Annotated in this window: 16 protein-coding genes and 1 other annotated feature; of the genes, 4 read left to right on the top strand and 12 right to left on the bottom strand. The window is 41.4% G+C overall.

The window, feature by feature from the left end; genetic code table 11:
- The first annotated feature begins 15 nt into the window (after positions 1 to 15).
- Positions 16 to 1,380, top strand: a complete 1,365-nt coding sequence (locus BM095_RS08385; RefSeq protein ID WP_091660212.1) for a prepilin-type N-terminal cleavage/methylation domain-containing protein — start codon at positions 16 to 18, stop codon at positions 1,378 to 1,380.
- 27 nt (positions 1,381 to 1,407) lie between these two features.
- On the opposite strand, the gene BM095_RS08380 is transcribed toward BM095_RS08385, so the two are convergent.
- The 4 genes from BM095_RS08380 to BM095_RS08365 all read right to left on the bottom strand — a co-directional run bounded on the left by BM095_RS08380 (position 1,408) and on the right by BM095_RS08365 (position 7,554).
- A complete protein-coding gene (locus BM095_RS08380) occupies positions 1,408 to 2,703 on the bottom strand; it encodes a bifunctional folylpolyglutamate synthase/dihydrofolate synthase (protein WP_091660209.1) in 1,296 nt (431 codons plus the stop codon).
- Positions 2,704 to 2,891: 188 nt separating this feature from the next.
- Positions 2,892 to 5,534 carry a valine--tRNA ligase gene (locus tag BM095_RS08375; RefSeq protein ID WP_091660205.1) on the bottom strand — a complete coding sequence of 881 codons (2,643 nt, stop codon included), beginning with the start codon at positions 5,532 to 5,534 and terminating at the stop codon, positions 2,892 to 2,894.
- 71 nt (positions 5,535 to 5,605) lie between these two features.
- Positions 5,606 to 5,843 (bottom strand) — a binding site (T-box leader).
- Between the two features lie 139 nt (positions 5,844 to 5,982).
- Complete coding sequence (locus tag BM095_RS08370) at positions 5,983 to 6,438, bottom strand: OsmC family protein (RefSeq protein ID WP_091660202.1); 456 nt, start codon at positions 6,436 to 6,438, stop codon at positions 5,983 to 5,985.
- Between the two features lie 132 nt (positions 6,439 to 6,570).
- Positions 6,571 to 7,554 carry a quinone oxidoreductase family protein gene (locus BM095_RS08365; protein ID WP_091660200.1) on the bottom strand — a complete coding sequence of 328 codons (984 nt, stop codon included), beginning with the start codon at positions 7,552 to 7,554 and terminating at the stop codon, positions 6,571 to 6,573.
- A gap of 188 nt (positions 7,555 to 7,742) precedes the next feature.
- On the opposite strand from BM095_RS08365, the gene BM095_RS08360 reads away from it, so the two are divergent.
- Together BM095_RS08360 and BM095_RS08355 are read left to right on the top strand one after the other, a co-directional pair.
- The gene (locus BM095_RS08360; RefSeq protein WP_245757852.1) at positions 7,743 to 8,735 is read left to right on the top strand and encodes an MBL fold metallo-hydrolase; all 993 of its coding nucleotides are present in this window, start codon (positions 7,743 to 7,745) and stop codon (positions 8,733 to 8,735) included.
- Between the two features lie 156 nt (positions 8,736 to 8,891).
- Positions 8,892 to 9,956: a hypothetical protein gene (locus tag BM095_RS08355; RefSeq protein WP_091660197.1), complete on the top strand. Its 1,065-nt coding sequence runs from the start codon at positions 8,892 to 8,894 to the stop codon at positions 9,954 to 9,956.
- Positions 9,957 to 10,075: 119 nt separating this feature from the next.
- Here the strand turns inward: BM095_RS08355 and BM095_RS08350 are convergent, their stop codons facing one another.
- From BM095_RS08350 to BM095_RS08340, 3 genes are all read right to left on the bottom strand, one after another.
- Complete coding sequence (locus BM095_RS08350; protein WP_091660194.1) at positions 10,076 to 10,390, bottom strand: DMT family transporter; 315 nt, start codon at positions 10,388 to 10,390, stop codon at positions 10,076 to 10,078.
- A 2-nt stretch (positions 10,391 to 10,392) separates the two neighbouring features.
- The gene (locus BM095_RS08345) at positions 10,393 to 10,737 is read right to left on the bottom strand and encodes a DMT family transporter (RefSeq protein ID WP_091660192.1); all 345 of its coding nucleotides are present in this window, start codon (positions 10,735 to 10,737) and stop codon (positions 10,393 to 10,395) included.
- Between the two features lie 105 nt (positions 10,738 to 10,842).
- Complete coding sequence (locus BM095_RS08340) at positions 10,843 to 11,523, bottom strand: TraR/DksA C4-type zinc finger protein (RefSeq protein ID WP_091660189.1); 681 nt, start codon at positions 11,521 to 11,523, stop codon at positions 10,843 to 10,845.
- Positions 11,524 to 11,714: 191 nt separating this feature from the next.
- On the opposite strand from BM095_RS08340, the gene BM095_RS08335 reads away from it, so the two are divergent.
- The gene (locus BM095_RS08335; RefSeq protein ID WP_091660186.1) at positions 11,715 to 11,849 is read left to right on the top strand and encodes a YfhE family protein; all 135 of its coding nucleotides are present in this window, start codon (positions 11,715 to 11,717) and stop codon (positions 11,847 to 11,849) included.
- A 78-nt stretch (positions 11,850 to 11,927) separates the two neighbouring features.
- On the opposite strand, the gene BM095_RS08330 is transcribed toward BM095_RS08335, so the two are convergent.
- From BM095_RS08330 to BM095_RS08310, 5 genes are all read right to left on the bottom strand, one after another.
- Positions 11,928 to 12,524, bottom strand: coding sequence for a TetR/AcrR family transcriptional regulator (locus BM095_RS08330; protein ID WP_091660183.1), 597 nt, complete (start codon positions 12,522 to 12,524; stop codon positions 11,928 to 11,930).
- Between the two features lie 179 nt (positions 12,525 to 12,703).
- The gene (gene hydA, locus BM095_RS08325) at positions 12,704 to 14,122 is read right to left on the bottom strand and encodes a dihydropyrimidinase (RefSeq protein ID WP_091660181.1); all 1,419 of its coding nucleotides are present in this window, start codon (positions 14,120 to 14,122) and stop codon (positions 12,704 to 12,706) included.
- 202 nt (positions 14,123 to 14,324) lie between these two features.
- Entirely contained in the window at positions 14,325 to 14,927 is a 603-nt protein-coding gene (locus tag BM095_RS08320; protein WP_091660178.1) for a response regulator transcription factor, read from the bottom strand.
- On the bottom strand, positions 14,924 to 16,054 hold the full coding sequence (locus BM095_RS08315; RefSeq protein WP_091660954.1) for a sensor histidine kinase: 1,131 nt from the start codon (positions 16,052 to 16,054) through the stop codon (positions 14,924 to 14,926). The genes BM095_RS08320 and BM095_RS08315 overlap by 4 nt, the downstream gene beginning before the upstream one ends.
- A 93-nt stretch (positions 16,055 to 16,147) precedes the next feature.
- Entirely contained in the window at positions 16,148 to 17,194 is a 1,047-nt protein-coding gene (locus BM095_RS08310) for a fatty acid desaturase (protein ID WP_091660176.1), read from the bottom strand.
- Between the last annotated feature and the right edge of the window lie 74 nt (positions 17,195 to 17,268).

Here is a 17,268-nt window from a genome sequence, read left to right as displayed (position 1 = left end):
GCCAGGTGGTTACTCGTGAGTAAACGTAAGCTTCAACATAACCAGTCAGGAATCACCATGATCGAACTTTTACTCACCCTAACTATATCCGCTTTTCTCATTAGTATAACAGCAGGCGTTCTTATTTCTACGGTCGAAACAAATAATCGCGCTCAACACCATATCCAATTAAGACAAGAAGCTAATGTTATTATGACCCAGTTGCGCAATCACCATCAAGAAGGAAAGTACTTCACTTGTTTTGAAGATTATTTAGGAAACGATGAGCTTACATTCGAGACGATTACATTAACACAAGACTCAGAGATCCAGTGTGACCTTAATACACATATTGACCCTGAGAAAGATTTACACGTCTCCTTTACGTTAGCGGACTTTGAACAAGAATATGAGTTAAACACTACTATCGAATCCAGGGATAGAATGGGTGAAACAAAGGTTGACATGCCGCCTCCCGAGCAGCCTCCCGAAGAGGACTTTTTCACTTATTTGAAAAGCAACAATGTGTTTGTATACGGTTCCCATTTAGGAATCAGCGGATCTTCTGTCGTTAATGAGAATACAGTAGGAACTATTGTCATACATAACCTTAATGAAACAGACTTGTCTTTCAACGGAAATAATAGAATCAATGTAGAAAATATTTTTATTAACAAAGAAGGACAGCGCGTTATCTTTTCAAGTAGTACGAAAATGGGTAATCGTAATACAACAGATACGGTAAGTATAAGAGGAGACGTTGAACTCAACAACGGAGGAGCTGAGATTTCTGCCGAAACGGTCGCCATCGATGGAAATGTAGAATTTGGGAGCAGCGCTCAAATTACAGCAAATCAAGTCATCATCAGTGGAGATGTCGTTTTTAAAAATTGGGCTGCAACCATTGTGGCAGATGATATTCAAATCGGAGGAAACATCACTTATAGACAGCCAGGTAATGTGGAAGGATCGCTTGCTCCTTTTCGTGAGGAGTTACTACCGGAGCACCCGGAAACAAGCCAGCCCCCTCTTCGGGAAGACAGCTGGTATGAGGAAAACGAGTATTCTACGATTGAGCCTCATGAAACGGTAAGGCTGGAGGATGGCGATAAAATCTTCGGAAATTCCATTACTGTGGAGACTTGGCATCCTGATCGGGAAAACGTAGTCATTGTCAGTAAAGAAGACATCCATATTGAAAACTTTGGTGGCAGTAAATTAACTGGTGTCCTTTTGGCCCCAAATGGAGAAGTGACTTTTGACGGAAATGGATTTGAAGGAGTTGTGATTGCGAGAGACGGCTTTCATACATTCGGAAACCCCAGCCTCACCTTTAAAAACATTGATAACTATTTTTCTGGCGTTCATGAATTCCCTTTTGAAGTAAATGGAAATGAGTAATGGAGCGGGACATTATCCCGCTCCATTTTAGCCGTCAAGGTGCTGAATAATCTCGGAAATAAAATAAAGAGAGCCGGCTGCCACTACAATATCATCGTGTGCTGCTTCCGATTGTACTTTTTTCCAGGCACTTTCCCAATCAGGAAGAGCTGCTGTTTGTGGGATCGGGCTTTTCTCGGCGACTGCTTCTGCTTCTGCCGCCCGATCAAAGTGAAAAGTTACTGCTGTACATGTACCCACATCAATGTCTCTAAACACAGACAGAAGGTCACTCGGATCTTTTTCTTTCGTCATAGCCGTTATTAAATGGATGGTCTTGTTTGGAAAATGGTCTCGAAGCGCCGTGGCGAGGCTTTCCATTCCTTCTCTGTTATGAGCGCCGTCCAGCAGTAACATAGGCTGCGTATCTCGCTTTTCCAACCTTCCCGGCCAGCTCGCTTTTTTGAATCCTTCCCGGATATGTTTCTCTTCCACCGGCATCGCATAATACATCATTAAATACCGAATGGCCATCAATGCAGCTGCTGCATTTTCAGTTTGGTGACGCCCCAGCATTCCGATCTCAAGGTCCTCCAAGTCGAGCAGAAGAGATTGATAAGAAAACACCCATCCCTTCTCTGATGGTGTGGCGGATGGCACAGTGAATTCATGACCAATCCGGTACATTTTCGTCCTGCCGCCAGCAGTTGCTTTTTCAAAAATATCAAGCACCTTTGAATTCGTCTCACAAGTTACTAATGGCACACCCGATTTAATAATTCCAGCTTTTTCTTTGGCGATGTCTTCAATCGTGTCTCCTAAAATATGCTGGTGGTCATGCCCGACATTCGTGATGACACTGATCATAGGGTGAATCACATTCGTAGAATCCAGCCGTCCGCCAAGCCCGACTTCCCAAATCACAATATCCGGAAACGCTTTGTAAGCAAAGTGATGAGCAGCAATGGCAGTTAACACTTCAAATTCAGTAGGAGGTCCAAAAGGAGTTCTCGCGATACTGTCTGCTACAGGCCTGACAGCTTGGGCACTTTCTAAAAAGTCTGCCTCTGAAATCGGGTTTCCATTGACGGAAATGCGCTCCCGAAACTCCTTCACATAAGGCGATGTGAACGTACCACACACTAAATCTGCCTCTTTCATCGGCTCTCGTAGAAAGGCAACCGTTGAGCCTTTCCCATTCGTTCCCCCTACATGGATACTTTTCAATCGGCGTTCCGGATTCCCAATGCCTTCCATGAGCATATGAACCCTGTCCAAACCAGGACGAATGCCAAATGCCGTTAACTGCTGGAGCCATTCTTTTGCTTCTTCATATGTCTTCACGATGCTTCTCTCCTTTTTCTAAAGTCCTTACCCGAAGAATGTGTGCTTTAAAAAGATCCATCATCCTGCAGCCTCCCAGCAGCTCGGTGCTGAGGCTGGATCTCAAAACCTTTCCCAACTTACAAGTAAAAACGCCTCTGTATGGAGAGAGACGTTTCCCCGTCCCCTCCTACTTCGGCGCTTGTTCCTTAACTTTTCAGTTCTTCAATACGTGCCGTTACTTTCTCTCGTTTCTCCACGTAATCCTTTTCTTTTTGCTTTTCTTCTTCGACTACTTGTTCCGGTGCTTTCTTTAAGAAGCCTTCATTGGAGAGCTTTTTCTGTACTCTTGTCACTTCTTTATCGAGCTTTTCTTTTTCTTTTTCCAGTCGAGCGATTTCTTCGTCAATATCAATAAGGCCCGCGAGCGGCATATACAACTCCGCCCCAGTCACTACTTGGGATACTGATTTCTCCGGCGCTTCGATATCTGTGTCTACGTGAAGTTGTTCCGGATTACAGAACCGCTCGATATAATCACGTCCACGTTCTAATTGCTGTAATACTTGCTGATTGGCCGCTTTTATTTGCAAATCAATCGGCTTGCTTGGCGCTACATTCATTTCTGCACGGGTATTGCGCACGGTGCGAATTACATTTTTCAATAGTTCCATATCTTCCACTGCTGCTGAATCAATCATTTCTTTTTTTACTTCCGGCCACGGAGCTACCGTGATAGACTCCCCTTTGTGTGGGAGATGCTGCCAAATTTCTTCTGTAATAAACGGCATAATCGGATGCAAGAGACGCATTGTTTGATCGAGAACATATGCAAGTACAGACCGAGTTGTCTGTTTCGCCTGCTCGTCTTCCCCGTACAACGGAAGCTTTGCCATTTCAATATACCAGTCACACACATCGTCCCAAATGAAATTATATAAGAGACGGCCTACTTCTCCAAACTCATAGCGGTCCATTAAACGAGTAACATCCTGGATGGTCTCTTGAAGTCGCGTCAATATCCAGCGGTCAGCAATCGTTTTATCCCCGCTAAGGTCAATTTCTTCATAAGTGAGACCTTCCATATTCATCAATGCAAAACGAGAAGCATTCCAAATTTTATTGGCGAAATTCCAGTTGGCTTCTACTTTCTCCCAATGGAAGCGTAGGTCATTTCCCGGCGTCGTTCCGGTCGCAAGGAAGAAACGGAGAGCATCAGCACCATATTTCTCAATGACATCCATTGGGTCTACTCCGTTCCCGAGGGACTTACTCATTTTTCTGCCGTCGGCTGCTCGAACGAGACCGTGAATTAACACATCTTTAAATGGTCGTTCGCCCGTAAATTCAAGTCCTTGGAAAATCATCCGGGATACCCAGAAAAAGATGATATCATAGCCGGTAACGAGGACGTCTGTCGGGTAGTAGCGCTTAAAATCTTCTGATGCGGTATCCGGCCAGCCCATGGTTGAAAACGGCCATAAAGCCGAACTAAACCAAGTATCGAGAACATCTTCGTCCTGCTCCCAATTTTCAATATCTGCCGGCGCTTCATGACCTACATGGATTTCACCGGTTTCCTTATGGTACCAGGCTGGAATCCGGTGTCCCCACCAAAGCTGACGGGAAATACACCAATCGCGAATGTTTTCCAGCCAGTGTAAGTATGTTTTTTCAAAACGATCGGGAACAAAATTCACTTTCCCCTCTTGTTTTTGAAGTTCTATCGCTTGTTCCGCAAGTGGCTTCATTTTCACAAACCACTGCGTTGATAAATAAGGCTCTACGACAGCGCCGCTGCGCTCAGAGTGACCAACGGAATGCATGTGCTCCTCAATCTCGAAGAGAACACCTTCTTCTTGCATGTCCTTCACCAGCTGCTTCCGGCATTCAAAACGGTCCATCCCTTGATACTTGCCAGCATTTTCATTCATTTTCCCGCTCTCATCCATAATGAGAACGCGCTCGAGATCGTGGCGATTTCCCATTTCAAAGTCATTTGGATCGTGAGCAGGTGTAATCTTAACAGCACCGGAACCAAATTCCATATCTACATAGTCATCCGCAATAATTTCGATTTCCCGGCCAACGATCGGCAGCACAACCTTCTTGCCAATCAAATGCTTATATCGTTCGTCTTCTGGATGGACGGCTACCGCTGTATCTCCCAGCATCGTTTCCGGACGTGTTGTTGCAATTTCAATATGGCCACTGCCGTCTTTTAATGGATATCTCATATGATAAAAATGACCTTGAACGTCTTTATATTCCACTTCAATATCAGACAAGGCAGTCTGCGTATCGGGATCCCAATTAATAATATACTCACCGCGATAAATGAGGTCTTTTTCATACAGCTTTACAAACACTTCACGGACAGCTTTAGACAAGCCCTCGTCCATTGTGAAACGCTCACGGGAATAGTCGAGAGACAAACCGAGCTTTGCCCACTGTTGGCGGATGAAATCCGCATACTCTTCTTTCCATTCATACGATTTTTCCAAGAATTTCTCTCTTCCCAAATCGTACCGGCTTGTCCCTTCCTCTCGCAGCTTTCCTTCTACTTTCGCCTGTGTCGCAATCCCAGCATGGTCCATACCCGGCAGCCACAAGGTGTCATAGCCTTGCATGCGCTTTGCACGCGAGATAATGTCTTGAAGCGTCGTATCCCATGCATGTCCAAGGTGCAGTCGACCCGTGACATTCGGCGGCGGGATGACAATCGTATACGGCTCCTTATCCTCATTCCCCGTTGCTTTGAAAAAATCTCCATTTGTCCAGAATGGATACCATTTTGTTTCGGTTGCTTGTGGATCGTATTTCGTCGGCATTGATGTTTCTTGATTTGTCATGTGAAAGCCTCCTTATGTAAAAAGTAATAATTTAAGATTCCGTTTAGTATCAATAAAAAAACCCTTCATCGACAAAGGACGAAGAGGTTCGCGGTACCACCTTTTATTCACGTAAAGGATGCAAAAGCATATGTATGCTCCTTATGTGCACTTGATTGGATAACGGACCTTCCGTCTTCCCCTACTCTATTCAAGGAAGCTGCTCGAGGGTGACGTTCCTCTCATTAGAACCTGAAAAATCTCTCAGCCAAGGATTTTTCTCTCTGGACAGGTGGACATGAAAGTACTCTTCCCTGTTATCGCATTTAGTCATATTTTACGGTGTAATTCCTGACAAGTCAATATAAGTAAGAAAAGCGTAAGCACCCTGGCCTGACTTGCACAAGAAGCCTTCGTCAAAGAAAGCAGGAGCTGTACACTTCAATGTGTGAACAGCTCCTATCGTTTATTATAGTTTTTTCAGCCATTTTGTTTCCACAGGGATGTCCGCATCACGAAGTAGATTCATTACCGGGCAACGTTTCTCGACCGCTTCTTTTAACTGCTGAATCTTGTCTTCGTTTTCCGTTGTATCGAGAATCACATCGAATCGAACTTCTTGAAAGTGTGGAGAGACTCCTTCTACTCCTTGCAATCCCCTGATATCAATATCACCCTCATTCTTAAACTCTACTCCATTAAAAGTAAAGTCTTGTTCCTTTGCGATAAGTGCAATCATAACAGACGTACAGCTGGACAAGCCGGCAAGTACATATTCGACCGGATTAGGACCTTCATCTCCTCCACCCAAGCTGGCCGGTTCATCAACGATAAGCGGTTCAAAATCCCTTACGGAAATAGAAGTCTTCACTCCACCTTCCCATTGACCTTCTGTTGCTACTTTCATTAATTGTTCTGTTGACATATTTTTATTCCTCACCCTCTAAAACCAAGTATATTTATATGTTATATATAAATATATAGCATTATGTTTTCAAAATCAATATTCAATATGAAACGGCAAAAAAATAGGCAGAGCTTTTCACTCTGCCTATCATTAGATTTTTAACAACATTTTTCCTTTACTTTTTCTACTTTCGATATGTGCATGGGCTTCTGCAGCTTGGTCAAGGGAATATGTTTGAGAGACATACACATCCAGCTCATTATCTTTTAGCATGCGAAAAATTTCATGGGCTGCTTCCTCTAAAGCTTCCGGACGTTCTTTAATACATGTACCTGTACTATAACCGAGCACAGAGCGGCATGAAGCGTGTAACATATTCGTTTTCACGGTTCCTGGAGCAGAATCATCATTAGCATGGCCGAAGATAACAGCTCTTCCAAACGGTGCTAAGCATTCCAGGCTTTTATTGAAATTTTCGCCAGCAATCGTATCAAGAATGACGTCAGCTCCTTTTCCTTCTGTTTCATCTAACGTTTGCTGGACAAAGTCCTCTTCTTTATAGTTTATTACTTTATCAGCACCAGCATGTTTGGCTGCTTCTGCCTTTTCCAGACTGCTTACTGTTCCTATCACTTTTTTAGCCCCGAATTTTTTTGCCAGCTGACACGCAGTCGTGCCAATCCCTCCAGCTGCTGCGTGGATAAGCACGGTCTCACCTTTTTGAATACGTGCTGTATTTCTTAAAACATTGTAAGCTGTCACTCCTACCATGAGAGAAGCAGCTGCTGTCTCTGCATCTACTCCGTCTGGTACTGGATATGTAACATTTTCATTCGCTTTTGCGTATTCAGCATAGGAGCCTCCTGTCGTAAAAGCCGCCACACGTTGGCCGACCTTTATTCCTGTTACTCCCTCGCCAACTCTTTCTACGGTGCCGAAACATTCCATTCCAGGAATAAATCCAGCTCCTTTAACTCCATGAAAAGCACCTTGTCTCGCTTTGATGTCGGCGAAGTTCACACTAACGGCCTCCGTTTTAACAAGAACTTCGTCTTGATTAATCTCTGGTTTTTCTACATCTTGTACTTGTAATACTTCTGGTCCACCTAGTTCTGTGACAATTACTGCTTTCATGAGAATCACTCCTTTTCAGTCTATTCAGGCATTTCCTTCGTCATTATAACACTTTTTATTATCATTGTATGCGAAATATAATTTCAATAAATAATTTTACTATTATTCAAAGCATTCGTTTCCCTCTCTCCCTGTTGACCCTTTAATTTTGAATTTTCCCTGAGTTTGGTAAGATGAGGAAAAACGGAATGAGAGGTAGTGATGCTCCAATGGCTCTTTCTTCAAGTAATGGCTCTTTATATCCTGTCATCGTGCCGACAAAAAGTTCTTTAAAAAGCTTTAATTTTTATTTATACCAAACTGGCGATTCTCTTGTATTAATAGATGCAGGTATCAATAGCTCCTCTTCCTGGAACGCCTTGGAAGAAGTACTACAAGAAAATAATTTTCATATAAAAGACTTGACTGCCATTTTATTAACTCATCACCATGTCGATCACGTAGGGCTTATTAATCGTATTACAGAAGACCATCCAATTCCTGTGTTCATACACCCGGAAGGTATTCCGAGACTGAGAAGAAATCCGGACTTTATGGAAAGACGCATTTCATTTTTCGAGACCCTCTATAAAGAAGCTGGTTGCGGAGAAAGAGGAAAAGAACAAATTTCCTATTTACGGGAAGCGAAAGAAAAGAATGCCGGACAAGCAATCGAAGCTGATTTACAACCCATTCGGGAAAAAGAGGAAATATTTGGCTTGCAAGTGATAGAAACACCTGGACACGCTCCCGATCAAGTTGCTTTTTACGATCACGTATCGGACCGCTTGTTTGCCGGTGACCTTCTCATAAGTCACATTTCAAGCAATGCTTTAATAGAGCCTGACACAAGTGGAAATCGCCCACAATCGCTGCTGGAACATATGGCATCGTATAACAAGACTCTGACACTTGACTCTCCACTCGTTCTTCCTGGCCATGGAGAATTCATCAAAGACCATCATTCCTTAGTCAGGAAACGAGAAAAAGAAATAGCAGAGAAAGCAAATCAACTACGCCTGCTTATACAGAATGGCACGAGAACTGCTGATGCACTAGCTAGGACATTTTATGCTAAAAGATATAACGAGCAATTCCCACTTGTTATGTCAGAAATCATTGGGCACTTGGATTATTTAGAAACGAACGGCCACATATATACGTTTAAAAAAGATGGGATTTTGCTTTATGACCTGACATAACAATCGCTGGCGAGAGCAGTGGATAACTGAAGGCTTACGTGATGCCAAATGGATATGCTACCCTGCCTTCAAACATAGGCATGCACCCCCCCTTCCTCGTTTGCATACACTGTTCCACAGATACACATCGTGAGTCATGTAAAGGAGGGTGTTCTCGTGGGGGACATACTGCATTATTACGCGGGGAATCATACAGCAAAAGGGTTTTACTCTTTGTATGCTTCGAACTTTCAAGAGCTCGATCATGTTTTATTTTTAGAAGGCGAGTCAGTTTCCATGAAAACAAGATTAATGAATGAACTTATAAAAACATGTTCGGAGAAAGAATATGATCTCGAAATCATCCACTCCTATGATGAAAATTATCTCGACGGCTTTGTTCTCCCGCAATGGAAGGTAGGAGTATACGGTGGTTTGTCTCACGTCTTTCAAGGTAACCATGCTTCCGTTAAAAAAATAACAGTAGATGATATCTTTCATAGGGAAAAATTGGATAATAAGACACTTCATCGCTTAAAAAACAGAAGGCAACGGCTATTGAACTCCTCTCACAGGTCGTTTCAAACAGGATTACGTATACATGATGGGTTAGAGGATATCTATATTAACCACATGGACTTTTCGAAAGCAGACCATAAAGCTGATGAACTCGCTGATATTCTGTTTCATTCCGTTGAGAAAAAAGAAAAAGGGCCACAATACAAACATCGTTTTTTTGGTGCTTCAACGCCGAAAGGGGTAGTCGATTATATCCCTAATCTCACCGAAAAACTGATGAAAAGGTATTTTATAAAAGGACGCGCCGGCACCGGGAAATCCACGTTTTTAAAGCGTATCATTTCCGTCGCAGAAGAACTCGGAGTAGACATGGAGATTTATCATTGCGGTTTTGACCCAGATAGTCTGGATATGGTTATTTTTCGAGATATAAGTGTATGTATTTTCGATAGTACCGATCCCCATGAATATTTCCCTGAACGGCAGGAAGATGAGGTTATTGATTTATATACGATCGCTGTCATGCCAGGAACTGATGAAAAATACGAAAAGGAGATACAGTCGCTCAACCGCCGCTATAAATCTCACATGAAAAAAGGGATTCAACACTTAAAAGAGGCACAAGATTGTACTAAAAAAATAGAACAGTTATACATTCATGCGATGAATGAATCGTCCTTTATGAAGAAACTGAAAGACCTTCATCAATATATAACAATATAAGAAAAGTGAAAGACGCCCGTCTATCGGCGACGTTTGCTAGCAAAGGAGCTTACCGCCACACAATGAGCGAATACGTAATGAAAACTGCTCTATCTTTTAAGAAGGTACGACACGACAGGTTATTGTACAGCTCTTAGTCCCGCAGCACCGGCGATTATAAACGCTAAAAAGAGAATCCGTTTCCAACCGGCGGATTCTCCAAAAAACACTATGCCTAAAAGTACTGCGCCAGCAGCTCCTAAACCAGTCCACACGGCATACGCTGTTCCCATTGGTATCTCTCTCATAGCAAGAGACAAAAAAAAGAATCCGCCTGCAAATGTTATTACCATGACCATAAGCCACAGCAACGACTTTTTCTGTATGTATAGATTAATACTCATAACGCCAAAAATTTCTCCAAAACTTGCAACAATTAAAAATAACCAAGCCATCGCTATTCTCCTTTCTCAGCGTGTGCCGGTTCTTCCTGTTCCTCTGTTGTTACTTTAATTCCTATTACTCCTGTAATGATAAGACCAATGAATACGAGTTGCTGCCATGAAAAAGCCGCTTCGAATACGAGATAATCAACAAGGACGATAGCAGCTGCTCCTGACCCTGTAAAAACGGCGTATACCGTACCTGCCGGCAGCTTTTCACATGCTTTTACGATAAAGTAAAAGCTTAGTATAATCGCCGCTACAGTACCGCTCCAATCTAAAAAAGAGTCGGAATGCTTTAGTCCAACAACCCAAAATACTTCTATGATGGCTGCTCCTAAAACAAATAACCACGCCACGCCATCCCCTCCTCTCTATCCTCTTTCCTGTATACAGTGTAGCACAGCCCCCCTTAAGGAAGCTCGACATAAGAGCAAGCAGGGTCATTCCCCTGCTTGCTCTCTTTAGCTATCTTCATATCTATTCCTGCTGCCATCATTATGCTCTTTCCGTTCGGCAGTAAGACCGGTGTCTTTTCCTTCTAAATCAGCAACCGGTTTATCTTCCACTTCATCTGATTTACCAGGATGCTCTCTTGTGTCCCCTTCCGTTCCGTATTCTTTCATCGACTCTGGCACATCCGAAGGTGTCTGCGAACTCCCATATTCACTTACTGTATCCCAGGAATCTTCGCGGTCAAAAATAACCTCCTCCCGCCGGTTCTTCGTATGGACTGATGACTGAAGGACATCTTCTTCTACCGCTCTTCCGTTGGAAATTGCTTCATCTTCTGCATGTTTGACACATCGTCTCGTTTCAGGAACAGCCTGCAGTCGCTCAAAAGGTATTTCTTCTCCCCCGACTTCACAGATACCATACGTTCCTTCATCCATCGCTTGTAAGGCGTTTTCGATTTGATCTAACTTTTCTCTTGATAAATTATTCAATGCTGTGTCTTTCTCTCGTTCGAATAACTCTGTTGCCTCATCACCTGGATGATTATCGATATTAGATATCTCTCCAATTCCTTCCGCTCTTTGGTTGTTCTCTGTATTATTTTCTTCGCCAGATAGTTGGTTTTGATATTCTCTCTTCCTATCGAGAAGCATTTCTTTTAACTCATTTATTTGTGATTGTGTAAGCATATTTTACCCTCCAATCGTTTTCCCCACCGTCTACCAACCTGTATGAAAACACCTTATGTATGGCTAATAGACAATTTTTTACCAATGTAAACATAGATCGTCCAGGTTTAGAAAAAAGGCACGTTGGGAAACATAAAACCACATCGTTGTAAGAGTATGTGGTTTCTTCATCAAAGAAAGGAGAGTTTCACATGGCTGACGAAAAAGCACCTCATAAACAAATGACCGATCGTAATAACGGGCTTAGCTCTACCCAGGAAGTCAGATACCCCAATGATTTCAAAAGAGCAGATAAAGGATATCAATCTGTAAAAAGCGATCGCTAATTCATTCTGTTTTCGGATAAAGCTGGCAGGGGTACTCCCCATGCCAGCTGTCTCATTGTAAAATGAAAAGAACCTCCCTTACTGGGACGTTCCTTCATTACATTTCTTAATCCCCCACCAATATATATCCCAGCAAACACTTAATCGCTTTTGAAAGCTTTGGCTGTTGACGTAGACAAGTTCTGTCATAAGACCATCTATAAAATTCATAAAAGATAAGGCTCCATCCTCTGCGTCCACTCGTATCTCTTCTTCATGATTGCGGTATAGCGATAAAACAATTTGTTCCAGACGCCGATAAAAAATCATGATATACGACATAACCGTATCTTTCAGATGATGGGGAGGAGAAAACATAACTCTTATAAGGAATTTAATTTTTTTATCATCCGGGTCTTCGTACCTGTTTTTTACATGATAAATATAATGTAACAAATGGTCATGAAGAGACTTATCTGTTGAGGAGTCCTCGAAGAAACGGTTTAATGACTCCAACTCCTCCATCACCGTCCCTTTCACGATTTGCAGAAAAAGATCATCTTTATTTTTGTAATGAAAGTAAATGGATTGTTTTTTTATGCCAACTTTGTTGCCAATATCAGTAAGAGATGCCCCTTCGAATCCTTTTTCAATAAAAAGTGCCAGCGCATATTTTTTTATCTCTTGTGCTGCCAATGGTTAATCAACGCCTTCCACTTTGAAACTTATTCAATTATTTACAAGATTTAGCAAATCATTCCTTTTTTTAAGATACACATAAATTACATAACCGTCAATTGTTTATAATAAACTGTTCTGTAACAAAAATACCCCCGTCATAGCGTTACTCACTAAGCGAAGGTATTCGTCTTCCCTTAGGAAGAGGTGCTTGTTTCTTTTTTCTCTTGTCCTTCGTAGCACAATCCATATGGTTCGCTATGCAGAAATTTACCGTCTCCATATTCACCAATAAATTGACCATCCGAAACGACTCGTTTTCCTCTTAAAAATACGTCTTTTACTCTTCCTTCTACTGTCATTCCTTCATACGTATTATAATCCACGCCATGCAAGCTGTTGTCGTTTGAAATTATTCTTCTATGATCTGGGTCGTATATAACAATATCCGCATCATACCCTACGCCTAAATGTCCTTTTTGAATCAGTCCGTTATTTTTAGCGGGAGTGGTGGAGAAAAGATCGACCAATCTTTGCTTTGAAATAATCCCTTTGTTTACCCCGTAGGTCCAAAGTATTTCTAATCGGTCCTGTACCCCCGGTGAGCCATTTGGTATATTGGTGAAATCATGGATCCCCATATGTTTTTGTGTTTTCCAATTAAAGCCGCAATGATCTGAACTGACGGCATTTAACCAGCCCTTGTTAATAGCTTCCCAGAGTGCAGTTCTATCCTTTTCTGAACGTAGAGCCGGAGAGCAAACATATTTGGCTCCTTCAAAATTTGGCTTTGCTAAATCCTCTTTATCGAGTACGAGATAATGGGTGCACGTTTCTCCATATATAGGATATCCTTCATTGTGTGCCTCACGGATGGATTCCATTACCTCTTTTGCCGTAACATGAACAATATAAATTGGTGCGTCCGCCATTTTCGCAAGGTTAATCGCTCGTTGAGTCGCTTCCACTTCTACAAGTGGCGGGCGGGAAACAGCATGATAATACGGGCTTGTATTTCCTGCTTCGACACACTCTTTTTGTAATGTGTCAATAACATCTGCATTTTCAGCATGAACCATTACAGTAACACCAGCGTCTCTTGAAGCACGAAGCGCCTTGTAGATAGATTCATCGTCACTGTGGAAAGGGAGTCCCTTATAAGCCATAAACAATTTAACCGTCGTTATTCCTTTTTCAGGCAGACTCTGAATTTCTTCAAACACTTCATCCCGAGGATCACAAATCACACCATGGAAAGAATAGTCAGCCATGGCATACTTTGATACTTCCTCTTTATCATACTGTTCGATGGTCTCGGCAATTCCTTTTCCTTGTTCCTGGTTAACAAATTCAATAACAGTAGTAGTTCCGCCCGCAATTGCTGCGTTGGATGTTTCAAATCCTCTTACTCGTTCTCCTTTAAAATCAAAAGAATAATGAACGTGCTGGTCAATTCCTCCAGGAAGGACGTATTTTCCCTTCGCATCCATTACTTGGTCTGCTTCTATGTTTAGCTCTTTTCCGATCGCGTTTATTTTCTCCCCTTCGATAAATATGTCCCCAACAAATTCATCTACCGCCGTTACAATCGTTCCGTTTTTGATTAGTAAACCCATTGTTTTTTTATTCGCCTCCTTTTATACTTTCCCTATTTTAAAAATTCTTTATTTTCTTTTAAAATCCTTTTAAAAAAAGCAAAGACCCCATAATTATTAGTAGGTCTCTGCTTCGTTTTCTTGTTCAGGACTTTTTTCATTACTTCTCCGTTTTTCCTTCGATAGTAATAGGTGCCCCATTCGGACACAAATCTTGACAAAATTACCTAATCCAGCCTCTTTCTTTAAATTTTGATACAGCTTCAATGCGGTTACTCACTTCCAATTTATCTAAAATAACCGACACATAATTTCGAATCGTGCCCGAAGTCAAATGAAGTTCTAAAGCTATTTCTTTCGTTGTCTTGCCTTCAGAGATTAATTGAAGCACTTCTTGTTCTCGATCCGTTAACGGATTTTCCACTCTCTCGTATGCAATATCTATTAATTCCGTGGCATACACCTGCCTCCCATCCATAATGACACGTATGGAATTGGCTAACTCCTCACTGGGGCTGTCCTTCAATAAGTATCCTTGAACCTTTGCTTTCCTTGCTCTTTCAAAATAACCTGCACGAGCAAATGTAGTTAAAATAATCACTTTGCACGTGTCCTCCATTAGTTCTTCCGCTGCGTCCAGACCACTCTTCACAGGCATCTCAATATCCATCATACAAATATCAGGCTGTAACTTTTTTACCAGTTTAATTGCCTCTTGTCCATTTCCTGCTTTACCGACTACTTGCATATCCTCTTCTAGATCTAACAGGGAACCAAGAGCCCCTAAAAGCATGCGCTGATCTTCAGCGATTACAATTCGAATCATAAAAACTCCTCCTTTGTAACCTGCTGAATGACTTTGGGAACTTGAATGGTGAGGGACATACCATTGGTTACTTCAATGGTAAGACTGCCATTCACAAACTCCAGGCGTTCATCCATCCCTCTTAACCCGTTCCCTTTTACGATGTCTCGATCTACTTTTTTTCCATTATCTTTAATTTCCATTATTACTTCATCCTCAGACTCTTTCATATAAATATCACACTTTGATGCTTCACTATGTTTAACAATATTGGTAACAGCTTCTTTCAAACACATACTTAGTACATTTTCTACTAATAAGGGTGTGTCTGTTAAATGAGGAGTTCCCTTCATATCTACTTCAATGTTAGCAGCTGTTAATAACTGGGTCACACGAATTACCTCATCTTTTATTGTTGTTCCCTTCATATCAGAAACCATCTCACGCACTTCTTTCAAGGCTGTTCTTGCCGTTTGGTGAATATCCTTGATTTCTTCTTTAGCGTTCTCGGGATTTTTTTCTATTAACTTGCCAGCAAGGTCACTTTTCAGACCAATGAGGGACAGCTTTTGTCCGAGCGTGTCGTGCAAGTCACGTGCGATTCTCTGTCGTTCTTCCATTACCATCATCTGTGAAATCTTTTCATTGGCATCTTCTAACTTATCTTCTAATACCTCTCTCTTGATTCTATTGTGAATGGACAAAGGAAGCATCACTACTCCAAGTACAGTGATCACAATAAAAGGCAACTGAGACATGATCAGGGATTGATCTCTTAGCACACTAACAACAATAGTTAAAGATGTACTTACGATATGAATAGCGTACAGCACCCAAAATCCTATTTTCCTCTGAATCTTTCCTATAAAAAATGCTAAAAATAAAGCAAAATACACATATCCAAACAAAATAGTCATGACCATATTAATAGCCATCTTAATAGATACCCATATATACACAGGCCAGCCCTCAGAAATAAAAGATAAACGATACGATCCAAAAAAGAGAAAAATCATCGTTATACCAAACAAGATCTCAATAATAGAAGACGATTTGAAAATAAAATAAAAGGGCAGGATACAAAATATAACCCATATATACGAGCTAAGTCCGGTGTTCTTTGGAATGATGTGGAACCAGTTTTTCATATGTTCTATCCCTCGCAATGTGTACAATTCAACATGTCACTAAGTATATCAAAAGTCCCCTCCTGCTGACGTGCAGAGGGGACTTATACCATATTAGGTCGTTGTATTATTATTTAATATGACTCCCGTTGCAGATTTTTTTACATGTTGTTTTTTTAGATCTTTAAAACTTACAAATGTTTGAGCTGCCTCATCGTACAGACGAAACCGAACGGATTCCAAGCTGGTTCGTATCGTTATCGTTGTAGCTTCTTGTAACGGTTTGTTTGAGTGATGGGCGTCTTCTAAGCGGTAATTAGGAACTCTCGGGCTTAAGTGATGAACATGATGATAGCCGATACTTCCTGTCAGCCACTCTAATATTTTCGGAAGCTTATAATACGAGCTCCCATCCACAGCAGCTTTAACATAGTTCCATTCTTCTTCGTTCTCATAGTAGGAGTCTTCAAATTGATGCTGTACATAAAACAACCATATCCCTACGGAACCTGCTACAAACAATATCGGTAATTGTATGAGAAGAAAAGCCTGCCATCCAATCACACTAATAACAATGGTATAGATAAGAACAATGGTTACATTAATAAAATATGTATTCCATCGCTCTTTTTTAGTTGCTTTCTTCCGATTGATCCGATTGTCAATAAAAAATAGAAAAAACGGACCTAACCCAAACATAACAAATGGATTTCGGTACAATCTATATTTTACTTTTTTCCAAAAAGAAGCTGCCATATACTCGTTTACTGTCATAACCCAAATATCACCGGTTCCTCGTTTGTCTAAATTGCCACTCGTAGCATGGTGTATGGCGTGTTCTTTTTTCCATTTTTCAAACGGGAAGTGAGTAATTATCCCAGTAATCGTTCCCCATATCTGATTCGCTTTTTTACTCGAGAAGAAAGATTGGTGTGCACAGTCGTGGAAAATAATAAAGATTCGTACGACGAATCCTCCTGTAATCACTGCTAGAAAAACCGTTAACCACATGGAGATGGATTGACTTTGATAAGCTAGAAACCAAAGAAGAAAGAACGGCGGTATCGTATTCATCAGTTGTATCATACTTTTTTTTCGGTCAGATGTTGCAAAAGGTGCAACCTTGTTTCGAAGTTCTTTTTGTTTTAGTTTGTTATTCATAGCTGCCCCCTTTTTTCTATCTTAAGGATAGTACAAGGAGGCAGGATGACATAGTCATATTTGTCAGGAATTTT

This window comes from Alteribacillus iranensis (assembly GCF_900113025.1).
GTDB classification, from domain to species: domain Bacteria; phylum Bacillota; class Bacilli; order Bacillales; family Marinococcaceae; genus Alteribacillus_A; species Alteribacillus_A iranensis.
Note: the sequence above shows the minus strand (reverse complement) of the source record. Positions and strands in the feature narration are given on the sequence as shown.

Coding starts and splice junctions, on each gene's coding strand:
- BM095_RS08370 (WP_091660202.1), bottom strand. CDS start 6,438: ATGTCAACAGAACAATTAATGAAAGTAGCAACAGAAGGTCAATGGGAA.
- BM095_RS08340 (WP_091660189.1), bottom strand. CDS start 11,523: ATGCTTACACAATCACAAATAAATGAGTTAAAAGAAATGCTTCTCGAT.
- BM095_RS08320 (WP_091660178.1), bottom strand. CDS start 14,927: ATGATTCGAATTGTAATCGCTGAAGATCAGCGCATGCTTTTAGGGGCT.
- BM095_RS08360 (WP_245757852.1), top strand. CDS start 7,743: ATGAGAGGTAGTGATGCTCCAATGGCTCTTTCTTCAAGTAATGGCTCT.
- BM095_RS08310 (WP_091660176.1), bottom strand. CDS start 17,194: ATGAATAACAAACTAAAACAAAAAGAACTTCGAAACAAGGTTGCACCT.
- BM095_RS08365 (WP_091660200.1), bottom strand. CDS start 7,554: ATGAAAGCAGTAATTGTCACAGAACTAGGTGGACCAGAAGTATTACAA.
- BM095_RS08315 (WP_091660954.1), bottom strand. CDS start 16,054: ATGAAAAACTGGTTCCACATCATTCCAAAGAACACCGGACTTAGCTCG.
- BM095_RS08350 (WP_091660194.1), bottom strand. CDS start 10,390: ATGGCTTGGTTATTTTTAATTGTTGCAAGTTTTGGAGAAATTTTTGGC.
- BM095_RS08335 (WP_091660186.1), top strand. CDS start 11,715: ATGGCTGACGAAAAAGCACCTCATAAACAAATGACCGATCGTAATAAC.
- BM095_RS08375 (WP_091660205.1), bottom strand. CDS start 5,534: ATGACAAATCAAGAAACATCAATGCCGACGAAATACGATCCACAAGCA.
- hydA (WP_091660181.1), bottom strand. CDS start 14,122: ATGGGTTTACTAATCAAAAACGGAACGATTGTAACGGCGGTAGATGAA.